The sequence below is a fragment of the Nonomuraea sp. KM88 genome, from assembly GCF_052245635.1.
Taxonomy (GTDB): domain Bacteria; phylum Actinomycetota; class Actinomycetes; order Streptosporangiales; family Streptosporangiaceae; genus Nonomuraea.
In genome coordinates this window covers 212,722-235,225 of record NZ_JBQQCC010000001.1, presented here as the reverse complement: position 1 = coordinate 235,225, position 22,504 = coordinate 212,722, and the positions used below count along the sequence as shown (strand labels likewise).

The 22,504-nt window shown below is 71.5% G+C and carries 18 protein-coding genes; 5 read left to right on the top strand and 13 right to left on the bottom strand.

The window, feature by feature from the left end; genetic code table 11:
- Positions 1-77 precede the first annotated feature (77 nt).
- Entirely contained in the window at positions 78-1,520 is a 1,443-nt protein-coding gene (locus tag ACTWPV_RS01120; RefSeq protein ID WP_443150220.1) for a glycoside hydrolase family 3 protein, read from the top strand.
- Positions 1,521-1,561: 41 nt separating this feature from the next.
- Here ACTWPV_RS01120 and ACTWPV_RS01115 read toward each other — a convergent pair whose 3' ends face one another.
- On the bottom strand, positions 1,562-2,743 hold the full coding sequence (locus tag ACTWPV_RS01115) for an ROK family transcriptional regulator (protein WP_443150219.1): 1,182 nt from the start codon (positions 2,741-2,743) through the stop codon (positions 1,562-1,564).
- 110 nt (positions 2,744-2,853) lie between these two features.
- On the opposite strand from ACTWPV_RS01115, the gene ACTWPV_RS01110 reads away from it, so the two are divergent.
- The gene (locus ACTWPV_RS01110) at positions 2,854-3,303 is read left to right on the top strand and encodes an RrF2 family transcriptional regulator (protein ID WP_347620262.1); all 450 of its coding nucleotides are present in this window, start codon (positions 2,854-2,856) and stop codon (positions 3,301-3,303) included.
- Positions 3,304-3,349: 46 nt separating this feature from the next.
- Here ACTWPV_RS01110 and ACTWPV_RS01105 read toward each other — a convergent pair whose 3' ends face one another.
- A complete protein-coding gene (locus ACTWPV_RS01105) occupies positions 3,350-4,531 on the bottom strand; it encodes an MFS transporter (RefSeq protein WP_347641600.1) in 1,182 nt (393 codons plus the stop codon).
- Between the two features lie 85 nt (positions 4,532-4,616).
- Between ACTWPV_RS01105 and ACTWPV_RS01100 the strand changes: the two genes are divergently transcribed.
- Positions 4,617-5,201, top strand: coding sequence for a TetR/AcrR family transcriptional regulator (locus ACTWPV_RS01100; protein ID WP_347641599.1), 585 nt, complete (start codon positions 4,617-4,619; stop codon positions 5,199-5,201).
- A gap of 509 nt (positions 5,202-5,710) precedes the next feature.
- On the opposite strand, the gene ACTWPV_RS01095 is transcribed toward ACTWPV_RS01100, so the two are convergent.
- Positions 5,711-7,606: a protein kinase domain-containing protein gene (locus tag ACTWPV_RS01095; RefSeq protein ID WP_443150218.1), complete on the bottom strand. Its 1,896-nt coding sequence runs from the start codon at positions 7,604-7,606 to the stop codon at positions 5,711-5,713.
- The gene (locus tag ACTWPV_RS01090) at positions 7,603-9,522 is read right to left on the bottom strand and encodes a protein kinase domain-containing protein (RefSeq protein ID WP_443150217.1); all 1,920 of its coding nucleotides are present in this window, start codon (positions 9,520-9,522) and stop codon (positions 7,603-7,605) included. Before ACTWPV_RS01090 ends, ACTWPV_RS01095 begins: the two co-directional genes overlap by 4 nt.
- A gap of 88 nt (positions 9,523-9,610) precedes the next feature.
- On the opposite strand from ACTWPV_RS01090, the gene ACTWPV_RS01085 reads away from it, so the two are divergent.
- On the top strand, positions 9,611-10,399 hold the full coding sequence (locus tag ACTWPV_RS01085; protein ID WP_443150216.1) for a DNA-formamidopyrimidine glycosylase family protein: 789 nt from the start codon (positions 9,611-9,613) through the stop codon (positions 10,397-10,399).
- Here the strand turns inward: ACTWPV_RS01085 and ACTWPV_RS01080 are convergent.
- The 6 genes from ACTWPV_RS01080 to ACTWPV_RS01055 form a co-directional block, all read right to left on the bottom strand.
- Positions 10,396-10,752, bottom strand: a complete 357-nt coding sequence (locus ACTWPV_RS01080) for a helix-turn-helix domain-containing protein (RefSeq protein WP_132333609.1) — start codon at positions 10,750-10,752, stop codon at positions 10,396-10,398. The two genes, ACTWPV_RS01085 and ACTWPV_RS01080, sit on opposite strands and share 4 nt — an antisense overlap.
- Before the next feature lie 286 nt (positions 10,753-11,038).
- Positions 11,039-11,530, bottom strand: a complete 492-nt coding sequence (locus ACTWPV_RS01075) for a CinA family protein (RefSeq protein ID WP_443150215.1) — start codon at positions 11,528-11,530, stop codon at positions 11,039-11,041.
- Between the two features lie 7 nt (positions 11,531-11,537).
- Complete coding sequence (gene pgsA, locus ACTWPV_RS01070) at positions 11,538-12,110, bottom strand: CDP-diacylglycerol--glycerol-3-phosphate 3-phosphatidyltransferase (protein ID WP_347641593.1); 573 nt, start codon at positions 12,108-12,110, stop codon at positions 11,538-11,540.
- Complete coding sequence (gene rimO / locus ACTWPV_RS01065) at positions 12,107-13,516, bottom strand: 30S ribosomal protein S12 methylthiotransferase RimO (RefSeq protein WP_443150214.1); 1,410 nt, start codon at positions 13,514-13,516, stop codon at positions 12,107-12,109. Before rimO ends, pgsA begins: the two co-directional genes overlap by 4 nt.
- A 70-nt stretch (positions 13,517-13,586) precedes the next feature.
- The gene (locus ACTWPV_RS01060) at positions 13,587-14,315 is read right to left on the bottom strand and encodes a helix-turn-helix domain-containing protein (RefSeq protein WP_443150213.1); all 729 of its coding nucleotides are present in this window, start codon (positions 14,313-14,315) and stop codon (positions 13,587-13,589) included.
- Positions 14,316-14,434: 119 nt separating this feature from the next.
- On the bottom strand, positions 14,435-16,957 hold the full coding sequence (locus tag ACTWPV_RS01055; RefSeq protein WP_443150212.1) for a DNA translocase FtsK: 2,523 nt from the start codon (positions 16,955-16,957) through the stop codon (positions 14,435-14,437).
- 192 nt (positions 16,958-17,149) lie between these two features.
- Here ACTWPV_RS01055 and ACTWPV_RS01050 point away from each other — a divergent pair, with 192 nt between their 5' ends.
- Entirely contained in the window at positions 17,150-19,627 is a 2,478-nt protein-coding gene (locus ACTWPV_RS01050) for a SpoIIE family protein phosphatase (RefSeq protein ID WP_443150211.1), read from the top strand.
- Here ACTWPV_RS01050 and ACTWPV_RS01045 read toward each other — a convergent pair.
- The 3 genes from ACTWPV_RS01045 to ACTWPV_RS01035 all read right to left on the bottom strand — a co-directional run bounded on the left by ACTWPV_RS01045 (position 19,612) and on the right by ACTWPV_RS01035 (position 22,399).
- Positions 19,612-20,544 (bottom strand): aldose epimerase family protein, encoded by a 933-nt coding sequence (locus ACTWPV_RS01045; RefSeq protein ID WP_347641587.1) that lies wholly within the window; start codon positions 20,542-20,544, stop codon positions 19,612-19,614. The two genes, ACTWPV_RS01050 and ACTWPV_RS01045, sit on opposite strands and share 16 nt — an antisense overlap.
- Positions 20,545-20,546: 2 nt before the next feature.
- Positions 20,547-21,506 carry a LacI family DNA-binding transcriptional regulator gene (locus ACTWPV_RS01040; RefSeq protein WP_347641586.1) on the bottom strand — a complete coding sequence of 320 codons (960 nt, stop codon included), beginning with the start codon at positions 21,504-21,506 and terminating at the stop codon, positions 20,547-20,549.
- A 98-nt stretch (positions 21,507-21,604) separates the two neighbouring features.
- Positions 21,605-22,399 (bottom strand): NAD-dependent epimerase/dehydratase family protein, encoded by a 795-nt coding sequence (locus tag ACTWPV_RS01035; RefSeq protein WP_443150210.1) that lies wholly within the window; start codon positions 22,397-22,399, stop codon positions 21,605-21,607.
- Positions 22,400-22,504: the final 105 nt, after the last annotated feature.

Here is a 22,504-nt window from a genome sequence, read left to right as displayed (position 1 = left end):
GATCCACGCACCGCTGCACGGCGGTTCGCTTCCGCCCCGAGGCACGTGCCCGGGGTCTCCAACGAAAGGAAGGTCCGATGAGCCAGAGTGATCGGGGGCTGCGCCGCCTCGCGGCTGGCACGCTGCTCGCCGCTTTCCAGGGCACCACGGCGCCCGAATGGGTGCTGCGCGAGCTCGAGCACGGTCTCGGCGGTGTCACACTCTTCGGCTTCAACGTGGCCGAGCCCGGCCAGGTGCGCGACCTGACCACCACGCTGCGCGCCGCCGGTGAGCCCGTCATCTCGCTCGACGAGGAGGGCGGGGACGTGACGCGGCTGGCGTACCACGTCGGCAGCCCGTACCCGGGGAACGCGGCGCTCGGCGCGGTGGACGACGTCGAGCTGACCCACCGCGTGCACCAGGCGATCGCCGCCGAGCTGGCCGCCTGCGGCGTGAACCTGAACATGGCGCCGAGCGCGGACGTCAACACCGAGGCGGACAACCCGGTGATCGGCACCAGGTCGTTCGGCACGGACGCGGAGCTGGTCGCCAGGCACACGGTGGCGGCCGTACGGGGTCTGCAGGCGGGCGGCGTGGCCGCCTGCGTCAAGCACTTCCCCGGCCACGGCGCCACCCGGGTGGACTCCCACCTCGCGGTACCGGTCGTGGACGTCGGCCTGAACGTGCTGCGGGAGCGCGAGCTGGCCCCGTTCCGCGCGGCGATCGGCGCCGGGGCCAAGTCGGTGATGACCGCGCACGTGGCGGTGCCGGCGGTGACGGGCGACGCCCCCGCCACGCTGTCCGGACCCGCGCTGACCGGGCTCTTGAGGGGCGAGCTCGGCTACGACGGCGTGGTCGTCACCGACGCGCTCGACATGCACGCCATCACCAAGAGCGTGGGCCTGGCCGGGGGCGCGGTGCTGACGCTCGCCTCCGGCGCCGACCTGCTCTGCCTCGGCCCGCTGCCCACCTACGACGACATCCAGGCGATCATCGCGGCGATCGTCACCGCCGTGCGCGAGGGCCGGCTGCCGCTGGAGCGGCTGGAACAGGCCGCGGAGCGGGTGGCGGCGCTGCGCGCCTGGTTCGGCGGGCCCCACGAGGCGGCGGCGGAGCAGAACGGCGTCGGCCTGCACGCCGCCCGCCGCGCCGTACGGCTGACCGGCGCCCCGGAACCTCTGGTCGAGCCCCTGGTGATCGAGGTGGACACGCCGCCGACGATCGCCGTGGGCGACGTGCCCTGGGGCGTGGGCCCGTGGCTGCCCGAAGCGGAGGTCGTCAGGGTCGGGCCCGCGGCCGCGGACGTCCCCGTGCTGCTGGCCAAGGCCGCGAACCGGTCGCTGGTCGTCGTGGTCAAGGACGCGCACCGCCACCAAGCCAGCCAGGACCTGGTCTCCGCGCTGCTGGCGGCCCGCCGCGACACCACGGTCATCGAGATGGGGCTGCCCGTGTGGCAGCCTGGCGGCGCCGCCTACATCGCGACGTACGGGGCCGCCAGGCCCAACGCCCAGGCCGCCGTCGAACTGCTCGGCGGACGCTAGACGGCCGCGGCCGGCCCCATCCGGCTTCGGGCGGGTCGGGCCTAGGAGGCGAGCAGGGCCTCGCGGGCCTGGTCGAGCGCGGCCAGCACGGCGCCGCGCAGCACCGGGTTCTGGCCGGTCACCAGGGTGGTGACGACCTGGGGGCGCACCGGGCAGATGCGGGCCACCGCCTCCTCCACCCGGGACGTGAGGGCGGCGCCGCCCGCGTGGCCGACCACGCCGCCCAGCACCACCAGGCCGGGGTCGAGGATCACGCACACCGCGGCCACGCCCAGGGCGAGCCGGTCGGCGATCTCGGAGAGCAGCGGCTCGCCCTCGGCGCCCGCCGCCACCGCGACCTGGACGCACTCGCCCGCGCTGCCGGCCGCGAAACCGTGGCCACGAGCCAGCTCGGTCACCGCCTCGGCGCTGACCAGCGACTGCAGGCCGCCCGCCAGCGACGGCAGGCGCCCCGGCATGGTGCGGATGTCCTCGGGCAGCGGGACGCCGGGCACCGGCAGGTAGCCGATCTCGCCGGCGCTGCCGGCCCGCCCTCTGTGCAGCTTGCCGCCGAGCATGACCGCGAGACCGAGCCCGCGGCTCGCCCACAGCAGCACGAAGTCGTCGATCCCCTGCGCCGCGCCGTCGACGCGCTCGGCGATGGCGGCGAGGTTGACGTCGTTCTCGATGGTCACCTCCCGCCGCAGGTCATCGGCGAGGGCTTCGTGGATGCCCTCGTGCCAGCCGGGCAGGTCGAACGAGAAGCGCACGTCGCCGCTGCGCGGGTCGACCACGCCGGGGGTGCCGATCACGACGCCGCGCAGCCTGGCCAGGCTGACCTTGGCGCTGCGGCAGGCCTTGGCGATCGCGTCGTGCACCACGGAGACCGGGTCGTCGTCGCCCTGGGGATCGACGGTGACCTCGGCGATGGTGCGGCCGTGGATGTCGGCGACCGCGGCGGAGATCAGTTCGGGCCCGACCTCCAGGCCGGCGACGTACGCGCTGGAGGGGATCACGGAGTAGAGGGCGGCGTTGGGGCCGCGCCCGCCGGCCTGGGTGCCGACCACCTCGACCAGGCCGCGCTCCTCCAGCCTGGCCAGCGTCTGCGAGGCCGTGACCTTGGACAGGCCGGTCAGGTCGCCGATCTGCCCGCGCGTCATGGGGCCGGTGGCCAGCAACAGCTCCAGCGCGGCCCGGTCGTTGATCTCCCTCAGCAGCCTGGGCACACCAGGGCGTCGCTCCACGCGGAATTCCCCACCCGTCAATCGAAAAGGTTGTTAGAAGTTTAGCGCCGGGCGCCCGTTCTGACGGCCTTGCGACCTACCAGTCTTGACCAGGAGGGATAATCAAGAACATGCGCCTTTCCGCTCGTGTCGACTACGCCCTCCGCGCCGCCGCCGAACTCGCCGCAGCCGGTGCCGGCCCGACTACTGTGGGCGAGCTCGCCAAAGAGCAGGACATGCCCCCCAAATATCTGGAGAACATCCTGCTGCAGATGCGCCGCGCCGGGTTGGTGCGCGGGCAGCGGGGGCCGGAGGGCGGTTACGTGCTGGCCCGCGCCGCCGCCGAGATCTCCCTGGCCGACGTGATCAGGGCGGTGGACGGCCCGCTCGCCAACGTGCGTGGCGAGCGGCCCGAGCATGTCGGCTACCGAGGGCCCGCTGAGTCGCTGCAGCAGGTGTGGATCGCATTGCGGGCCACCGAACGCTCCATCCTGGAGGAGGTCACGCTGGAGCAGGTCGCCTCCGGCACGCTGCCCGAGCGCATCCGGCTGCTCGCCTCCGACCCCGCGGCCTGGGACTGAGCGCCCGCCCACCCCCCGACCCGCCGCCTCGACCTGACCGCCCGCGTCAGGCGCGCAGCCGGCTCGCCGTCCAGAACAGCGCGAGCGCGGCCAGTTCGGCCACGGCCGCGGCGGCGGGCAGCCAGCCGCTGCCGTGGGCGTCGAGCACGAGCCCGCCGAGCGCCCCGCCACCCGACACCCCGACATAGACGGCGCTGCTGTTGAGCGCGAGCGCCTGCGGCGCGGCGGGGCCCGCCATCGCGAGCAGCCGGGTCTGCGCGGGCGGCGGGATCCACCACGACACGGCCGCCCACAGCGCCAGCAAGGGCAGGAGCGCGAGCAGCGTCATCGGCCGCAGGAGCCAGCAGGCGGTGAAGGCCGCCATCACCGCCGTGAACCCGGCGATCCCGGCCATCAGCGCCCGGTCCGCACCCCACCGGTCGGCGGCGCGCCCCCCGAACTGCCCGCCCACCAGCCCGGCCAGCCCGGCCATGGCGAAGACCCAGCCCAGCTCGGCGGGCCCGGCCCCGGCCAGATCCCGCAGGAACGGCGCGAGGTACGTCATCAGCATCATGCTGCCCAGGACGATGGCCACGATCCCGAGCAGGCCGACCAGCACCCGGGGCCGGGCCAGCGGGGCCAGCCGGCGCCCCATGGGCATGGCCTCCCCCGGCGGCGGCTCGGGCAGCGTGAGCCTGGTCGCCACGAGCGCGGCGAGCCCCAGCAGCCCGCCGGCCACGAACGTGGCCGGCCAGCCGAACGCTCCTCCCACCCAGGTTCCGATGGGCACGCCCAGCATCAGGGAGCCGGTCAGCCCGCCCATCACGAGAGCCAGGTAGCGTCCCTGGCGCCCTTCCGGGGCCATGGAGGTCGCGATGGCGTACGCGGCCGGCACGACGGCCGCCGCCGCGAGCGCCGCCAGCACCCGCAGGCCCATGAGCACGGCGTACGAGCCGGCGAACGCGGCCGCCCAGTTGGCGGCCACGAAGAGCGCCAGGGCGCCGGTGATCAGCCCGCGCCTCGGCCAGGTGGCGGTCACCACGGACGCCACGGGCGCCCCCAGCGCGAAGGCCAGGGAGAACACGGTGACCAGCTGCCCGCCGGCCGCCTCGCTGACGCCGAGATCGGCGGAGATGGCCGGCAGCACGCCCGCGACCACGTAGTCGTCGGTGGCGAAGGCGAACGTGGTGAAGGCCAGCGCGAGCAACCATGCGGGCACGCGGGCACGCTGCCGCACGTCAACGGACATGGGGATCCCCTTGATTAAGGTAACAGTCGTTTCCCGGATAGGGTAACAGTCGTCACCTCAATGACGTCAAAGGAATAATCAGCCCATGGCCAGGACCGCCGACCCCAACCGCCGCGCCGAGCTGCTCGACCGGATCGTCGACTATCTGGCGGGACACGGCCTCTCGACGCTCTCGATGCGGCCGCTGGCCGAGCATCTGGGCAAGTCCACGCGCGTGCTGACGCACCACTTCGCCGACAAGGACGAGCTTCTCTCGGCCACCATGGAGCGCCTCGACGAACGGCACCGCGCCTGGTTGCGCTCGTTGCCCGGCTGGGCGGGCTCCGACAGCGTGGGCACGATCATCCGCCGCACCTGGGACTGGCAGTCCTCGGAGGACAACCTGCCCATCGCGCGGCTCGTCCACGAGATCGAGGGGCTGGCCGCGGGCGGGCGTCTGCGCGGCCACGTCCCGCGGCTGCTGGCGGACCGGTCGGAGTTCGTGGCGGGGCTGCTGCGCGAGCGGGGCGTGCCCGAGGCCGACGCGCTGCGCATCTCCACGCTGGCCAACTCGGCCTACACCGGGCTGCAGATCGACCTGCTCACCACCGGCGACAGGGGGCGCGTCGAGGAGGCACTCGACCAGCTCTGCGCCCTGGTGGACGAGTGGGTCGCCACACACCGGAGGTGAAGGCGACACGGATGAGTGCCCTCTGGCGGAGGTCCGGCAAGCCCACTCTCCGGAGCGGCGCAGGCCGACGAGGCGCCACGCGACCTTGTCCGGGCCGGAACGGAATCTCCGGGATTCGTGACCCCGTTGCCGCTCTCCGAAATCACCGTACGCGATCAGGGCGAATCGATGAGAGCAGAGGTGATTCCCGGGATCGACCGACGTGGTGGGTCTTGTGTGGCTGGATCCGCAGTCTGCCCGAGAGGTGCCCGAGCTGGCCAGGCGGGCCCGCGACCGCCCTCGGGCGGGCATCGAATCGCGGCCAGATCATCCGCACGGGCATCCGCCGCAGCAGCCACAAGAGCATCCGCGCCACCCACATAGGTCACTGCCTGGCCGCCACCGGCGATCAACCTCATCCGTCTCGACGCCTGGCGACAGGACCGCCGACCCGAGCCGACCCGCGTTACTCACCTATGTCGGCTTCTCCAGGCCCACCCCCTATGAAAGATCGGCAACGGGGTCATTCGTCACGGGGATTTACGGGTGAACCAGAGCGCGACGTCGTCCAGCTCGGCGGCCGGGCCGTCGGCCAGCGTGCGGACGGGCCGGCCCGTGGCGTCCATCAGGACGACGTCGGTGTTCCCGCCGCCGCCGGGCACGGTCGCCAGGAAGTGCCGCCCGTCCATCCAGCCGTTGAAGCTCCCGCCCTCCGGCAGCCGGGCGACGCCCTTCCTGTCGCCGCTCGCTTCATCCCAGAAGCAAATATTTCGCGTATTGTCCGGGCACTTCGTGGCAAACACCGCCCCGAGGCTCGTACGCGCCACTCCGCCCGCCGCCACCTCGCCCACGTCGGGAAAGGCCCGCAGCTCCTTGCCGTCCAGGGCCAGCACCTTCACGACCCCGCCCGGCGCCCCGTACACCACGCTCCTGGCGTCCGCGCCCCACGCGTACCTCGGCTGATCCGCGACCGCCACCCGCGTGACCCTGACCGTGCCGGCCACCGGGTCCACGACCGCGAACCCCACGGCCCTGGCCGGCTCGCCCGGCTCGACGACGGTCGCGAGCAACCGCCGCCCGTCAGGGGACCAGGCCGGCCAGAACAGCGTGGCGGGCTTGTCGACGGTGCGCAGGTCACGGTCGCGGCCGGTGGCCACCTCGCGCAGCCGGATGGTCTCGAAGTCCGTCCGCTGGAGCCGTATCGAGGACAGGGAGGCCACGTAGCCGCCGCCCGGCGAGACGATCGGCTCCTCCAGGCTGCCGAAGAAGGCGAAGCGCCGCGTGGCCGGATCGCGCACGTACGACCCCGTCCGCCCCTTGCGATGGTCGTGGTAGGAGGAGACCCACACGGGATCGGCGGGGTTCTCGTGAACGGTGATGCCGGTGTCCGGGAGCTCGAGCTCCGACACCGAGGTGAGCGGCATCGGCCCGGACCTCGGCGCCGGCGGGAGCCCGGCGGACGTGACGGGAGGGGGTGACGGCCGGGTGAGCAGCACCGCGGCCGTGACAGCGACCGCGACCGCAACTGCGACCGCCACCGTGACCACCGCTGTGACGGGCGGCCGTCCCAGACGGCGGGAGGGCGGCGCCGCCGACTGCCGCCCTTCCGCCAGCAGCCGCCGCTCAGGCACGCGGTGCCCGAGCAGCGTGAGCAGCGCCTGCGTGGCCGTCGGCCGCTCGCCGGGGTCCTTGGCCAGGCATCGCACCGCCAGCTCGCGCAGCGCGCCCTCAAGCTCTCCCAGAGCGGGCTCGGCCCGTGTGATGCGGTGGATGAGCGCCGGCAGCGGGCCCGTGCCGAAGGGCGGGCGTCCCGTCGCGGTGGCCACCATGGTCGAGGCCCAGGCGAACATGTCGGCCGGCGCTCCCGCGGCACCCCCGCCGAACTGCTCCGGAGCCATGTACGGAGGCGTGCCCTCGATGACGTCGCCGTCGTGCTCCAGCTCCTCCACGGCGCGGGAGATGCCGAAGTCGATCACCCGAGGGCCGTCCCTGCTGAGCAGCACGTTGCCGGGCTTGAAGTCGCGGTGCACGACGCCGGCCTGGTGGATGGCGGCCAGCGCGGTCAGTGTCCCGATGGCCAGCCTGCGCAGCTCCGCCCCGCGCAACGGGCCGCGTTCCTGGATCACCTGGGCCAGCGAGGGCCCGTCGACGAACTCGCTGACCACGTACGGCAGGCCACCGCTCTCGCCGCCGGCCAGCACCTGAGCCGTGCAGAACGCCTTGACCCGGCGCGCGTACCCCGCCTCCTGCCGAAAGCGATCGAGCGCGCCGGGATCGTCGAGCCCCGACCCGAGCAGCTTGACCGCGACCCGCCTTCCCTCGGGCGACTCGCCGAGGTAGACCACGCCCTGGCCGCCCTCCCCCAGCCGGCCCACGATGCGGTGACCGCCTACTTCGCGGGGGTCGCCCGCGACCAGCGCCTTCATCGACCGGGGAAGCGGGCGAACCGGAGGAGGCCGCGCCCGGGCTCGACGTCGGCCAGCACGCGCTGGGTCGTGCCGAGGAGGTCCACGACCTTGACGGTGGCGGCCCCCTTCTTGCCCGGCTCCTGGATCAGGAGGTGCTTGTCGGTGAACCAGCCGAGCAGGCTCGATTCCTCGGCCTTGACGGGCACCGTCGCCTGGCGCGCGCCCGTCGCGGAGTTCCACACGCAGATCTCCTTCTCGCTGGGGCAGAAGGTGACGAAGCTCTTGCCGGACGGGGAGAACCAGTCGCGGTCGCGGGGCGCGCCCACCCAGTGCAACGTCTTGGTGACCTGGCCTGACATGTCAAAGTATTCGATGCCGTGACGCTTGCCGTCGCCGTATCCCCTGGCGATCGAGCCGTCCGGCGTGAAGGTGAAGCTGAACGCCGCGTCGTCGAAGTACTCGGTCTCGACGTGCACCGCCTTCCTCGTGGCCAGGTCGACGACCACGAAACCCACGACCCTGCGCGGCTCGCCGGCGTCGATGACCGACATGAGCAGCCGGGCGCCGTCTCTGGACCACACGGGAGTCATGGTCTGCAGCGGTTTCTTGACTGTGGTGACGACGAACGACTCACCTGTGGACAACCTGGTCAGCTTGACGTGGTCCATCTCGGAGTTCTGGAACTTCAGGAAGGGGTTGAGCGCCACCCAGTCGCCGCCGGGCGCTAGGGCTGGCTCCTCGGCCGTCCCCACCGCCTTGAAGGCGCCCCCGCGCTCCCTGACGTAGGCCGTGAACTTCCCCTTGGCCTCCAGGTAGGACGCGGCGCGCACCGGATCGCTGGGATGCTCGTGCAGGGTGGCTCCGATGGTCGGCAGCTCGGTGTCGGTCGCCGCCTTCTTCTCGACCTTCTCCAGCGGGGCGACCGTGGCCGACGCGCTGACCGTGGGCTGCGCGGCGGGCCCGCCGGGTGAGCTGGTGGCGGCCACGCCCCGCACGGGCGTGCCGGTGTCCACCAGGGCGTAGACGCCGATCCCCGAGACCAGCGCCCCGGCGGCGAACGCGGCCACCAGCGCGAGCACGCGCACGCGCGGCCGCGCCCCGATGGGCGGTGGTGCGGGTTGCTCGCCGGGAAGGGAAGGGCCGGCTCGCAACGGGCCCGTGAGGAACGACGTCTGTCCGACCAGGCGCAGCAGCACCTCACTCGCCGCGGGCCTGGCCGCCGGGTCCTTGGCCAGACACGCGACGATCAGCCCGTGCAACTCGCCGAGGTCGGGCAGATCAGGCTCGCCGCCGGTGATGCGGTCGACGGTCGCCGCCATCGAACCGCCCTCGAACGGCGACGCCCCCGTGACGGCGAACACCATGGTCGCCGCCCAGGAGAACACGTCGGCGGGCGGACCGCCCTCGGCGCCGCGCAGCCGCTCGGGAGCGGTGTAGGCGGGAACCCCGACTTCGCGGGTGGCGGTCGCCGCCTCCGCCAGGGCGCGCTCGAGGCCCAGATTGATCACCCGTGGCCCATCGGGGCCGAGCCGCACGTTGGCCGGGCTGATGTCCCCGTGGACGAACCCCTCCTGGTGGATCGCGACCAGCGCGGTGATCGTGCCGGCCGCCAGCCGGTGCAGCGCCACGCCGTCGAGCCCGCCGCCGGCCTCCTGCAGCGTCGGGCCGTCGACGAACTCGCTGACGACGTACGCCCGGTCATCGAGCACTCCCGTCGACAAGACCTGCGCGGTGCTGACCGCGGCGACCCCGCGCAGGGGCTCCATCGCGTGGAGGAAGGGGGTGGGATCCAGCTCCGCCGGCAGCAGCCGGATGAGCACGGCCTCGCCGGTGGGCGCGCGCCCGGCGTAGACGCCGGAGCCCAGCCGTCCGGTCACCCGGTGACCGGCCACCTCGGTGGGGTCGCCGTCGCGTAAACCCGAGATATCTGGCATGCCGCAGTCAGCCTCCTGACACGTCCGCTCCCCCGATCTTCATTATGGTCGCCGAGGGCGCGGAACGAACGCTTCCTAGACTGGAAGGATGCCTGAAGGAGATGCCGTCCATCGTACGGCCGGCCGCCTGCGAGGCGCCCTGGACGGGCACGTGCTCACCAGGTCGGACTTCCGCGTGCCCAGGCACGCCACCGCCGACCTGACCGGGCGCGCCGTCGTCACCACGGTGTCGCGGGGCAAGCACCTGCTCACCCGCGTGGAGGGCGACCTGACCGTGCACACCCACCTGAGGATGGACGGGAGCTGGGTGGTGACACCGGCGGGGCGGCGCACCCCGCCCGGCGACCTGGTCAGGCTGGTTCTGGCCAACGAGCGCTGGCAGGCTGTGGGGCTCAGGCTCGGCATGGTGGATCTCGTCAGGACGGATGAGGAGGCACGTCTGGTCGGGCACCTCGGCCCGGACCTGCTGGGGCCCGACTGGGATCCGGATGAGGCCGCACGGAGACTGCGAGCGGAGCCCGGCAGACCCATCGGGGAGGCGCTGCTCGATCAGCGCAACCTGGCCGGGATAGGCACGATCTATCGAGCCGAGACCCTGTTCCTGCGCGGGATCTGGCCGTGGCGAACGGTCGGGGAGGTCGAGGATCTGGAAGGGCTCGTGTCACTGGCGCAGCGGATCATGGCCGCCAACGCGCATCATCGATCTCCTGCGGGCACGGTGACCACAGGTGACCGCCGCCCGGCGAACCGGACATGGGTCTACGGCAGGGCGGGGAGGCCCTGTCGCCGATGCGGCACCCGCATCAGCCGCGGGGAACTGGGGGCAGGCCCACAGGAACGGCTGATCCTGTGGTGTGCCGGCTGCCAACCGCGTTAGGCGGCCACCATGTCCTTGACTTCGGGGAACACGGACTCGGGGATCGATCCGGGGACCGACTCCGACAGGGGCAGACGCTCGTGCTCGGGCACGTCGGCAAGCACGGGGGCAGCCTGGAGCTCCGCCAGCGCGAACTGATCGGAAACTTCACGCAACACCTGCGAAAGGGGCACGCCGAGTGCGCCGCAAATGGATGCGAGCAGCTCGGACGAGGCCTCCTTCTGCCCGCGCTCCACCTCGGACAAGTAGCCGAGCGAAACACGTGCGAGGGTGGACACCTCGCGCAGCGTGCGTCCCTGCCGCACCCGCAACCGCCTCAGCACGTCGCCGAGCAGCTGACGCAGCAGAATCATCTGTCGCTCCCTCCCCGGCGCGGATGTCTTCACCACGCCCCGCGCGATCGGTTCGTGCCGAACATTGGTCTTCTTCGCTTCGTACATACTCCTCGCCGTCATCACTGGGCGCGGCCGGCCAGGGACCGCCGCTCGTGGCGCGTCGCTCGACTCATCGGGCCCGCCTGCCGGGCGCTCGGTGCTTGCAGTTGGCTCACGGACCTCACTCACAGCTCCACCGTACCCGTATCCACCGACACAGCGTCAGACCGTGCGTCGGATGTTCGCTCGGGACGTAACACAGTAATCACCCGGAATGTTCCCCTATGTTCGCCTTCAGCACACCTGCCAGGAGATCAACCGCCTCGTCCACCGTCTCTACCCTGATACGTTCGCGCGACCCCCGCAGGGTCAACGTCCGGGCCGAAATCTGCCCGCCGGGCCCGCAGACGGCCACGTGGACGGTGCCGACGGGCCGCCCGTCCTGGGGCTCGGGCCCCGCCACCCCGGTCGCCGCCACCCCGTACGTGGCCCCGCACACCCTCGCGACCCCCGCCGCCATGGCCGCTGCCACCTCGGGATGCACGGCCCCCTCACGGCGCAGCAGATCGCCGGGCACGCCCAGCAACTCCCGCTTGAGATCGGTGGCGTAGGAGATCACCCCGCCCACGAACGCCTCTGAGGCGCCCGAGACGGCCGTGATGGTGGCCCCGATGAGCCCGCCGGTCAGCGACTCGGCCACGGCGACCGTGGCATTCTGGGCCACCAGCAATCTCAGGACCTCGGCCGCGTCCGCCATCGGTCGATCACTCCCCGCGCGCTCGCTCGGCCACCGTGCGCAGCCGGATCGCCCTGACGACATAGTCGACGCCCGTGCCCACGGTGACGACCACCGCCGCCCCCATCACCACCCATCGGACGGGATCGGGCACGAACGGCAGCAGATAGAGCACGATGGCGGCGATCTGCAGCACGGTCTTGACCTTGCCACCGTAGCTGGCCGGGATGACGGCGTGCCGCAGCAGCACGAACCTGAGCGCCGTGATGCCCAGCTCCCTGCCGAGGATCACGACCGTGACCCACCACGGCAGCTCGCCGAGGATCGACAGGCACACCAGGGCCGCGCCGGTGAGCGCCTTGTCGGCGATCGGGTCGGCGATCTTGCCGAAGTCGGTGATGAGGCCGTAGCGCCGGGCCAGCTCGCCGTCGAGATGGTCGGTGATCGAAGCGACCGCGAAGACCGCCAGCGCGGCGATCCGCCAGCCCGTGCCCGGCAGGAACAGGCAGACGACGAAGAAGGGGACGAGCACCAACCGGAGGACCGTGAGGACGTTGGCGATGTTCCACGGGCTTACCACGCGGCGCTCGTCCCTTTTCATGGACTGGCCTTGATGCGCGCGATCAGATCGACCCCCTCGGCGTCGACCACGACCGCGCGCACGATCTCTCCCCGGACCAGGCCGATGCCCTGCACCGTGACCGAGCCGTCGACCTCGGGGCCCTGGTGGGCGGCCCGGCCCTCGTAGCCGCCGTCGCCGAGGTCGTCGTCGATCAGCACGTCGACCTCGGTGCCGATGCGCTCCTCGGCGCGTTGCGCGGTCAGCTCCTCGGCCAGCTCGGTGAGCGCCCGCACGCGCTCGTCGACGACCTCCTGGGGAAGCTTGCCCGGCAGCTCGGCCGCCTCGGTGCCGTCTTCGTCGGAATAGCCGAACACGCCGATCACGTCGAGCCTGGCGGCCTCCAGGAAGGCGACCAGCTCGCCGAACTCCTCCTCGGTCTCGCCGGGGAAGCCCACGATGAAGTTGGAGCGCACACCCGCCTCAGGGGCGCGCTCACGGACGGTCTCCAGCAGCCCGAGGAAGCGCTGGCGATCGCCGAAGCGGCGCATGCGGCGCAGGACGGAGCCGCTTGCGTGCTGGAAGGACAGGTCGAAGTAGGCGGCGACGCCGTCGGTGCCGGTGATCACGTCGATCAGGCCGGGACGGAGCTCCGCCGGCTGGAGATAGCTGACCCGCACCCGCTCGACGCCCTCGACGGCCGCGAGCTCGGGCAGCAGCTTCTCCAGCGCCCGCAGGTCGCCCAGATCCTTGCCGTAGGACGTGGAGTTCTCGCTGACCAGGACGAGCTCGCGCACGCCCCGGTGGGCCAGCCAGTCGGCCTCGGCCAGCAGGTCCTCCGGCTTGCGCGAGACGTAGGAGCCGCGGAAGGCGGGGATGGCGCAGAACGTGCAGCGCCGGTCACAACCGGAGGCCAGCTTGAGCGAGCCGACAGGGCTCTCGTCGAGCCGCTTGCGCAGCACGCGCGGGCCGCTCGCGGGCGCCAGGCCCGCGGGCAGGTCGCCGTGGCCGGGGATGTTGGCCCTGGGCGCGCTGGCACGGTCCACCGGCGAGATGGGTAGCAGGGTGCGGCGGTCGCGTGGTGTGTGCGGCTTGAGCGACCGGCCGGCGACCACGTCGTCGAGGCGGTCGCCGATCTCGGCGTAGTCGTCGAAAGAGATCACCGCGCTGGCCTCGGGCAGCGCGTCGGCCAGCTCGCCTCCGTAGCGCTCGGCCATGCAGCCCGCCGCCACCACCTTCGCACCGGAGTCGGCGGCGGCCAGCAGCGTGTCGATGGAGTCTTTCTTGGCCGACTCGATGAAGCCACAGGTGTTGACGACGACGACATCGGGGTCGTCGTCGCCCAGCTGCCAACCGGCAGCCTCGAGTCGCGCGGCCAGCTCCTCGGAGTCGACCTCGTTGCGCGCGCAGCCCAGAGTGATCAGCGATGCGGTTCGGCGGGATGACATGGTGAACACTACGGTATCGGGAGTTGGCCACCACCCGATGCACTGGCTCCCCCAGGTGACTCACGCGTGACTATCGCGCCTGGGTTTTCGGCGGGCCGAACGAACGCCGCACCGTCTCCCCCGTGTCGCCGAGCCCTGTCACTTTCTTGCCGTTGACCTGCACCGACACAGCCCCCGCGTCGGCGATCAGCACGTTCACCTTGCCCTCGGACCGCCAGGTCGACGTCTTTCCCGCTTTCAGCGTCCCCGCGAACAGCTTGCGGCCCTCGGCGTCGCGCACGTTCACGTACGACGACCGAATGGCTTTGATCCGGAGCGTCACCATGCCCTTCTTGGCGGCCCTGACGCGCGGCGTCTCGGTGATGGGCGTGTTGGGCGGAACGCTGGGCTTGGCCGACGCCGCGCGCACGTCGGCCGTGCGCATCTGGTCGCTCGCGTCCCCCAGCACCCGCATCAGGCCGAACACCATCACGATCGCCAGCGCCACCCCCAGCGCCGCCGTCCAGTTGGGCCCCCGCCGCTCCGGCAGGTTGATCTTGCGGTCGGCCTGGAACACGGCCGACGCGGCCACCGGCTCGGGCGCGCCGCCGTGCTGCTGGTCGAAAAGGTGGACGGTGGACTCGGGGTCGAGCCCCACCGCCTGGGCCACGGCCCTGATGTGCCCCCTGGCGTAGAAGTCACCGCCGCATTGGCCGTAGTCATCCTGCTCCATGCGATGGATGATCGTCTCGCGAATATTGGTGGCCGCGCTGACCTGCGCGACCGTCAACCCAGCTGACTGCCTTGCGGCCGTCAGCACGGCCCCGATGCTCTGATCCTGCACAGCGAACGCCTCCCCATGGCGCCTGGACTAACCACCACGACGTTGCGTAGTGGTTCATATTCAACCAGTTACCGCTGGGCATGCACGCATTGGGGTCATTCGCCACGCAGGTCGGCCAGCAATCCCGGCAGATCATCCGGTTTCACCAGCACTTCCCGCGCCTTGGATCCTTCACTCGGGCCGACCACGTTGCGGCTCTCGAGCAGGTCCATCAGCCGCCCGGCCTTGGCGAACCCGACGCGTAGCTTGCGCTGCAACATCGAGGTGGAGCCGAACTGGGTGGTGACGATCAGCTCGGCGGCCTGGATCAGCAGGTCGAGGTCGTCGCCGATGTCCTCGTCGATCTCCCGCTTGACCGGCGCCGCGGCGACGTCCTCGCGGTATTCGGCCTGCATCTGCGCCTTGCAGTACGCGACGACCTCGGCGATCTCCTTCTCCGAGACGAACGCGTTCTGGATGCGGATCGGCTTGCTCGCGCCCATCGGCAGGAACAGCGCGTCACCCTGGCCGACCAGCTTGTCGGCGCCGGGCTGGTCGAGGATGACCCGCGAGTCGGTGAGGCTCGACACCGCGAACGCCAGCCTGGACGGCACGTTCGCCTTGATGAGGCCGGTGACCACGTCGACCGACGGCCGCTGCGTGGCGATCACCAGGTGGATGCCCGCCGCACGGGCGAGCTGGGTGATGCGCACGATCGAGTCCTCGACGTCGCGCGGGGCCACCATCATCAGGTCGGCCAGCTCGTCCACGATCACCAGCAGGTACGGGTAGGGCTGGTAGACCCGCTCGCTCCCCGGAGGCGGCTGCAACTTGCCCGCCCGCACGGCCTTGTTGAACTCGTCGACGTGCCGGAACCCCGACGCGGCCAAGTCGTCGTAGCGCCGGTCCATCTCGCCGACCACCCATTCGAGGGCTTCGGCGGCCTTCTTCGGGTTGGTGATGATCGGCGTGATGAGGTGAGGGATGCCCTCGTAGACGCTCAGCTCGACCCGCTTGGGGTCGACCAGCACCATGCGCACCTCGTCGGGCGTGGCCCGCATCAGGACGCTGGTGATCAGCCCGTTGACGCAGACCGACTTGCCGGCGCCGGTCGCGCCCGCGATGAGCAGGTGGGGCATCTTGGCGAGGTTGGCGACGATGGTACGGCCCTCGACGTCTTTGCCCAGGCCGACGATCATCGGGTGGTGGTCGGCCTGCGCCACCTGCGAGCGCAGCACGTCGCCCAGCGCCACCAGGTCCTTGTCGGCGTTCGGGATCTCGACCCCGATCGCCGACTTGCCGGGGATAGGGGACAAAATCCTGACATCTGCAGATTTAACGGCGTACGCGATGTTCTTGGTGAGCGCCGTGACCTTCTCCACCTTGACCGCGGGCCCCAGCTCGATCTCGTAGCGGGTCACGGTCGGCCCCCGGGTGAACCCGATGACCTGCGCGTCGATGCCGAACTGCTCCAGCACGCTGGTCAACGCGTTGACCACGGTCGTGTTGGCCTTGGTCTGCGGTTTCGGCGCCGTGCCCGGCTTGAGGTGCTGCAGGTCGGGCAGGCTGTAAGGACCCGCCTGCGGCGACAGCACGAGCTGCTCCACCTTGCGCGGCGCCGGCGTCGGCTCGGGAGGCTCCGGCTTGCGTTCCAGGTCTGGCGCGGGCGCCGGCTCCTCATCCGTCAGGCCCGGCACGATCTCCGGGGAGTGGTCGGTGTGCTTGTCCTTCTCGGCCAGCACGGGCGTGTCGTACGGCTTGACGAGGTCGCCGCCCTCGCCGTCCTCCGCCTTCTTGGGCTTGGACCGCTTCCTGGCGGGCGTCCTGGACGTGGAACCCTTGGGCTCGGCGTCGGCCTGCCGCTCGAACAGCAGGTGTTTGAGCTCGGCCAGCCGCTCGGGAACGCGGTGCACGGGGGTGGCGGTGATCACCAGCACGCCGAACCCCGACAGGATCAGCAGCAGCGGGATCGTGATCCACGGCGGCAGGATGCTCATCGGCGGCGCCGCCACGATGAACCCGACCATGCCCCCGGCCTGCGACACCTTGTCCATGCCCTGGCCCTCGCCCGCCGGGTAGGGGGTGCCGTTGGCCACATGGATGACGCCGAGCACGCCGATCAGGAGGGCGGCCCACCCGATCACCATGCGCCCGGTGTCGGCGTTCTGGTCGGGATGGCGCAGGTAGCGCCAGGCCAGCAGGCCGAGCAGCAGCGGCAGCGCCCAGGCCAGCGAGCCGAACACGCCGCGCGCGGCCGCGTTCACCACGCCGGAGACCGCGCCGTCGGAGTTGCGCCACGTCATGGCCGCGACCACGATGGCGGCCGCGAGCACCGCCAGCCCCACCCCGTCGCGCCGGTGCGCCGGATCGAGCTCGCGGGCGTTCTTGCCCAGCGCGCGGGCGGTGCTGCCGATGCCGTTGGCGACCAGCATCCACAACCCGACGATCAGCTTGCCGATCATCGTGAAGACCCAGCTGATCGGGTCCTGGTGGGTCACGGAAGGCTTACGGCCGGTGGCGGATCCCTTAGCCCTGGACCGTCCCGCCGACGAGCCCCCGCGCTTGGCGGAGGTCGAGCGAGACGAGGTCGACCGCTTCGCCGGCCCCTTCGATGCGCTTTTCGGCGTACGGGTGGCCATGATGCCAAAGGTACGTCGGAGACACCGCGGAACGCGCGGAGACGCGCCGGTGTCGTGACATTCCGGCACCTCAAAGCCGGCAGAGTCGTTCCCTCGCATGGGGATCATCGACAACCGGAGGTGGCGACGCCTCCGGTCTGCCACTCTGTGAGTGACCAAGGTGCCACATCGAGTGATGTTCTAGGACGCAGAGTGGACACGACCCGGGTGTCGAGCACGACCTTCGACGGCACGCCCCATGCTCCGGCCCACGCGCGCAAGTTCGTCCGTCAGGTCCTGGGCGAGTGGCAGCTGAGCCACCTCGCCGAGGACGCCGTGCTGCTGACCAGCGAGCTCGTCACCAACGCCGTCGTGCACGCGGGCACCGGGATCGAGCTGACGTGCCGTCTCGACGCGGACACCGGCCCGGCGAAGCTGGAGATCGAAGTCGACGACCATCTGCCCGAGCGGACGATCGACGAGGCCGGCGTCATGCCCGCAGTGACCCTCACGGACGAGGTGCGGCCGTCCGGCCGTGGCCTCGCGCTCGCGAGCATGCTGGCCGACGCCTGGGGCGTCACGTACACGAGGACCGCCAAGCGCGTCTGGGTGCGCCTCGAGCTCGCGGACGGCGGCGACGGGCAGGAGACCGGGACCGGCCCGCCGGTCCCTGCCCCCGCCGCCGTCGACACCCTGCACGTCGGCGTGGTGGTCACCGACGGCGACGGGCTGGTGCGGTCGTGGAACTCCGAGGCCCGGCAGCTGCTCGGCTGGCGTCCCGAGCAGGCGGTCGGCCACCCGCTGGCCGATCTGGTGGCCTGGCGCGGCCACGGCCCGTACGCGCTGTCGCTGACCGACACGCTCGGCCTGGGCCGCTGGCGGGGCGAGGCGCGCATGCGGCACGCCGACGGCAGGCTGGTGCCCGTCTACGTCTCCCACCTGCGCACCGACGGGCATGCGCGGGATCGCCGGTCGATCTGGATGGTGGTGGCAGGCGACCACCGCTACGTCCTGACGCCGCCGCCCGCGCCGCGCAGGGAGGCGGGCCGGCGTATCAAGGACCTCCTCGACCAGGACATGCCGTTCCCGGAGCTGCTCGACACGATCGCCGGGATCGTGCAGATGTCCAGCGGCGGCGACGCCGCGTACGTGTTGCTTCCCACGGAGGGCGGCAGCAGGTTCGGCGTGGCGGCGGGCGCGGGCGCGGCGGCGGGGCTGGTGGGGGTGCTGGCCACCGGCGTGTTCGGCGCCGAGCGCAAGACGCCCACGATGATCGAGGACCTGCTGGCCGGTGACGTCGAGCTGGCCGACCAGCTGCGCGCCCGCTCGCTGGCGTGCGCGCCGCTGCTCCTCGCCGGCGAGGTGACCGGCTACCTCGCCGTGACGGCTCAGCAGCCCGGCCACTTCGACCAGGAGCTCACGGTGAGCCTGCAGCACATCGCCGACCAGGTCGCGATGCCGGTGCAGCGCGCGCGGCTGGCCGAGCAGGACCGCGCGCACCGGGGCCGGCTGTCTTTCCTGGCCGAGGCGGGCGAGCTGCTGGCGGGCGTGCACGACGAGGAGCTCATCGCGGCGCTGACCGCGCAGCTCGTCGTCCCCAAGATCGCGACCTGGGCGGCCGTCTACCTGACCGACCTCGCGGGCATGACCAGGCTCGCCCACGTCTGGCACAGCGAGGAACGCCACAACGCCGACCTGCGCAAGTCGTTGCCCGCCATCCCCCGCACCGCGCTCGACGAGGTGAGCTGGCCCGCCGGTCCTGAGGCGGTGCTGGCGTTCCCGCTGCTCACCCAGGGCAGGTCGCACGGCGCGCTGGTGATCGGCCGCGCGGAGCCGACACTGCCGCTGGAGGTGGCCGACCTGCTGGCCGACCTTTGCCGCCTGGTGGCCCTCAACCTGCACACCGCGATGCTCTACGCCCGGCAGGCCACCACGTCGCGGGTGCTGCAGCGCAGCCTGCTGCCGATGCGCGTGGCGCCCATGCCCGGCCTGGAGAGCGCCGTCGTCTACGAGCCCGCCGAAGAGGGCGCGGACGTCGGCGGCGACTTCTACGACCTGTTCACGGTGGGCGACCACTGGTGCTTCGCGCTGGGCGACGTGTGCGGCAGCGGCCCGGAGGCGGCCGCGGTGACCGGGCTGGCCCGCCACGCCGTACGCCTGCTGGCCAAGGAGCACTACACGGTGGCCGACATCTTCGACCGGCTCAACCAGGCGCTGCTGGAGGAGGACGACGAGGGCAGGTTCCTCAGCCTGCTGTGCGGCGAGCTGACCCCGCTCCCGCAGGGCGGCGCGTTGTGCACGATCGCCTCGGCGGGGCATCCGCCGCCGCTGGTGCTGCGCGCGGACGGCGCGGTCGAGACTGTGGCGACCCCCCAGCTGCTGCTGGGCATCGAGGCCGGCGCCAGGTTCTACGTCGAGACGTTCGAGCTGGCGCCCGAGGAGGTGCTCCTGTGCGTGACCGACGGCGTGACCGAGCGGCGCGACGGCTCCCGGCTGCTGGACGACGGCAACGGGCTGGGCGTGCTGCTCGCGCAGTGCCGGGGGTTGAGCGCCCACGCGGTGGCCGAACGGGTGCGGCACGTGGTCGAGACGTTCGCCTCCGAGCCGTCGCAGGACGACGTGGCCCTGCTGGTGATCAGGGCCGGTGAGCAGGGCCGCCGCCGCCCCGCGCCCGGTCAGTCGAATCGGTAGGTGGTGGACGACGTGCGGATCTCGTCCGGCCGCAGCACGGTGGAGGGGAAGCGCGGCTGGTTGGGCGAGTCGGGGAAGTGCTGGGTCTCCAGGCACAACCCGGCGAACGGCCCGTACGGCGTCTCCACGCCGTCCAGCATGCTGCCGCTGTAGAACTGCACGCCGGGCTCCGTGGTGGTGACCTCCATGGTGAGCCCGCCGGCGGTCACCCTGATGTCGCCGTCGAGCACGAAGCAGTGGTCGTACGCGCCGTCGTAGCGCTCCCCCACGGCGTGCGGCTCGCTGAAGTCGAACGGCGTGCCCTTGACCGGCGCGAGCTCCCCCGTGGGGATCTTGCCCTCGTCGACCGGCAGGTAATGCTCCGCCTCCATCTGGATGACGTGGTCGAGCACGTCGCCGCTGCCCTTGAGGTTGAAGTAGGAGTGATTGGTCAGGTTGACCACGGTCGGCGCGTCGGTCTTCATGGAGTAGTCGATCCGGATCGCGTCGTCGGCCAGCGTGTACGTGACCGTGGCGGTCAGCGTGCCCGGGTAGCCCTGGTCACCGTCGGGGCTCGTCAGCGCGAGCATCACCGACGAGTCGGTGCGGCCGGCGACGGTCCACACCCTGCGGTCGAAGCCGTCGGTGCCGCCGTGCAGGCTGTGGGCGCCGTTGTTGATCGGCAGGTGATGGTCGACGCCGTCCAGGGTGAAGCGTCCGTTCGCGATGCGGTTGCCGTAGCGGCCGACGACGGCGCCGAAGTAGCGGCTGCGGGTGAGGTAGTCGTCCAGCGTGTCCAGCCCGAGCACGACGTTCACCCCGGACACCTCCAGGGAACGCAGGATGGCGCCGTAGGTGAGCACCTCGGCGCGCAACCGCCCCGATGACAGCTCCACGCGCTCGACCTGCTCGCCTGACGGCAGCGTTCCGAAAACCATTTTCACTGGGCCCTTCCCGTGGACTCGCGGACGATGAGGGCGGTGTCGAGGGTCACGGTCGCGCCCTCGCCCCCCGATTGGAGCAGCAGATCGACTGCCATCCTCCCGGCCGCCGCCGCCGGCATGGCCACCGTGGTCAGCTTGGGCCTGTTGAGCCGGCCGGGAAGGATGTCGTCGAACCCGATCACACTTACCTGGTCTGGTACCCCTATCTCCATCGCCGACAGTCCCTCTATGAGGCCAAGCGCGACGAGATCGTTGTAGGCCAGCACCGCGGTCGCCCCGCAGGCGGCCACGTCGGCGGCCACGGCCAGGCCGCCGGCCTCCGTCGGCTGGTTGGGGCCGAAGAAGATCAGGTCCAGACCTGGCGCCTCGGCGGCCACGCCCTGCATCTCGTTGCTGGTCCACGAGCCGATCGGGCCGGACACGAGGGCGATCCTGCGGTGGCCGAGCCCGGTGAGGTGCTCCAGCGCGTGCTTGGCGCCCTGGGCGACGTTCATGAGCACGGCGGTCATGCCCTTGATGCGCCGGTTCACCACCACGAACGGCACGTCCTCGGCCAGGCGCTCGATCATCCGGTTCGACAGCCGGGGGCTGCACAGCAGGACACCGTCCACCTGCTTGGTGAACGTCCTGATCAGTTCCTCCTCGACCCGCGGGTCCTCGTCGGTGTCGGCCACGAACACGTGGTAGTCACGCCCCCTGGCCTGCGCCTGGGCGGCCTTGATGAGCGGGGGGAAGAACGGGTTGGCGATGTCGGCGACAATGAGGCCCATGTTGAACGTGCGGCCGGTCGTCAGCGCCCTGGCCGCGCGGTTGGGCCGGTAGCCGAGGTCGTCGGCGACGGCCAGCACGCGGCTCCGGGTGGCGGGGTTGACCAGGTGGGGCGCGGAGAACGTGCGCGACACGGTGGACACGTGGACGCCGCAGGCGCGGGCCACGTCCTTGATCGTCGCCGCCATCGCCGTCCTCCCTTGCAAACGGTTGCCAGACTAAACCTTGACCTTCGCGCCAGTAGCCGTCAAGGTTCTTGCAACCGGTTGCTGAGGCTGAGCGGGATTCACCAGATGCCGCCGAGTTCGTTGAGCGTGAACACGCCGCCGGCCCGGTCATGCAGCGGCTGCGACAGGTCGGGCTCGCCCTGCTCGGCGACGAGCGCGGCGGCCTGGGCCTCGGAGTCGTCGTGGGAGACGTACCCGATGGCCTTGGCCTCCTCCAGCGACCACCAGCGGCGGGTGTTGTCGGAGACGCCCCAGACCACGTGGTAGCCGGGCGCGGTGAGCCCGGCCTCGACCAGGCGGGTCAGGTCGTCGGGCGAGATCCAGGTTGCCAGCCCGCGCGTGTCGGCCGATGCCTCGTTGCAGGTGCCGAGCCTGATCACGGTCACGTTCATGCCGAACCGGTCGTGGTAGAGGCTTCCCAGCGCCTCCATGACGACCTTGCTCACGCCGTAATAGGTGTCGGGCCGGGGGAAGGCGTAGTCGGGCAGGTCGGCGCCGCCGGCAGGCCTGGTGTGGTATCCCGCCGCGTGGTGGCTGCCCATGAGCACGAGGTGCTCGACGCCCTCGTTGCGCGCCGCCTCCATCAGCACGTGCATGCCCTCGATGTTGGCCCGCACGATGTCGGCCCAGGGCCGCTCCCTGCTCTGGCCTCCCATGTGGAGCACCGCGTCCACACCCTTCATGGCCTCGGCCACGGCGGCCGGGTCGGCGAGATCGGCCGCCACCCACTCCTCTCCCGGCCCCGGCTCGACGGGATGCAGGTCGGAGAGCCGCAGCGTGCGTCCCTCGCGGGCGAGTCGCGGGCGGAGCAGCGTGCCGACTTTTCCCGCGGCTCCTGTCATCAGAATGCGCATGTCCCTTGGTGTACACGATTCTGGCAGAAATTCACATCCTTGAATATTGACCGTGAACGGGATGAGTGATTACGGTCACAGGCACATATCCATGTGTACGACTCA

Bases quoted from the DNA above. Each gene is read 5' to 3' on its own strand.
- ACTWPV_RS01120 (WP_443150220.1), top strand. From the start codon at position 78: ATGAGCCAGAGTGATCGGGGGCTGCGCCGCCTCGCGGCTGGCACGCTG.
- ACTWPV_RS01110 (WP_347620262.1), top strand. From the start codon at position 2,854: ATGCGCCTTTCCGCTCGTGTCGACTACGCCCTCCGCGCCGCCGCCGAA.
- ACTWPV_RS01105 (WP_347641600.1), bottom strand. From the start codon at position 4,531: ATGTCCGTTGACGTGCGGCAGCGTGCCCGCGTGCCCGCATGGTTGCTC.
- ACTWPV_RS01100 (WP_347641599.1), top strand. From the start codon at position 4,617: ATGGCCAGGACCGCCGACCCCAACCGCCGCGCCGAGCTGCTCGACCGG.
- ACTWPV_RS01095 (WP_443150218.1), bottom strand. From the start codon at position 7,606: ATGAAGGCGCTGGTCGCGGGCGACCCCCGCGAAGTAGGCGGTCACCGC.
- ACTWPV_RS01090 (WP_443150217.1), bottom strand. From the start codon at position 9,522: ATGCCAGATATCTCGGGTTTACGCGACGGCGACCCCACCGAGGTGGCC.
- ACTWPV_RS01085 (WP_443150216.1), top strand. From the start codon at position 9,611: ATGCCTGAAGGAGATGCCGTCCATCGTACGGCCGGCCGCCTGCGAGGC.
- ACTWPV_RS01080 (WP_132333609.1), bottom strand. From the start codon at position 10,752: ATGATTCTGCTGCGTCAGCTGCTCGGCGACGTGCTGAGGCGGTTGCGG.
- ACTWPV_RS01075 (WP_443150215.1), bottom strand. From the start codon at position 11,530: ATGGCGGACGCGGCCGAGGTCCTGAGATTGCTGGTGGCCCAGAATGCC.
- pgsA (WP_347641593.1), bottom strand. From the start codon at position 12,110: ATGAAAAGGGACGAGCGCCGCGTGGTAAGCCCGTGGAACATCGCCAAC.
- rimO (WP_443150214.1), bottom strand. From the start codon at position 13,516: ATGTCATCCCGCCGAACCGCATCGCTGATCACTCTGGGCTGCGCGCGC.
- ACTWPV_RS01055 (WP_443150212.1), bottom strand. From the start codon at position 16,957: ATGGCCACCCGTACGCCGAAAAGCGCATCGAAGGGGCCGGCGAAGCGG.
- ACTWPV_RS01045 (WP_347641587.1), bottom strand. From the start codon at position 20,544: ATGGTTTTCGGAACGCTGCCGTCAGGCGAGCAGGTCGAGCGCGTGGAG.
- ACTWPV_RS01040 (WP_347641586.1), bottom strand. From the start codon at position 21,506: ATGGCGGCGACGATCAAGGACGTGGCCCGCGCCTGCGGCGTCCACGTG.
- ACTWPV_RS01035 (WP_443150210.1), bottom strand. From the start codon at position 22,399: ATGCGCATTCTGATGACAGGAGCCGCGGGAAAAGTCGGCACGCTGCTC.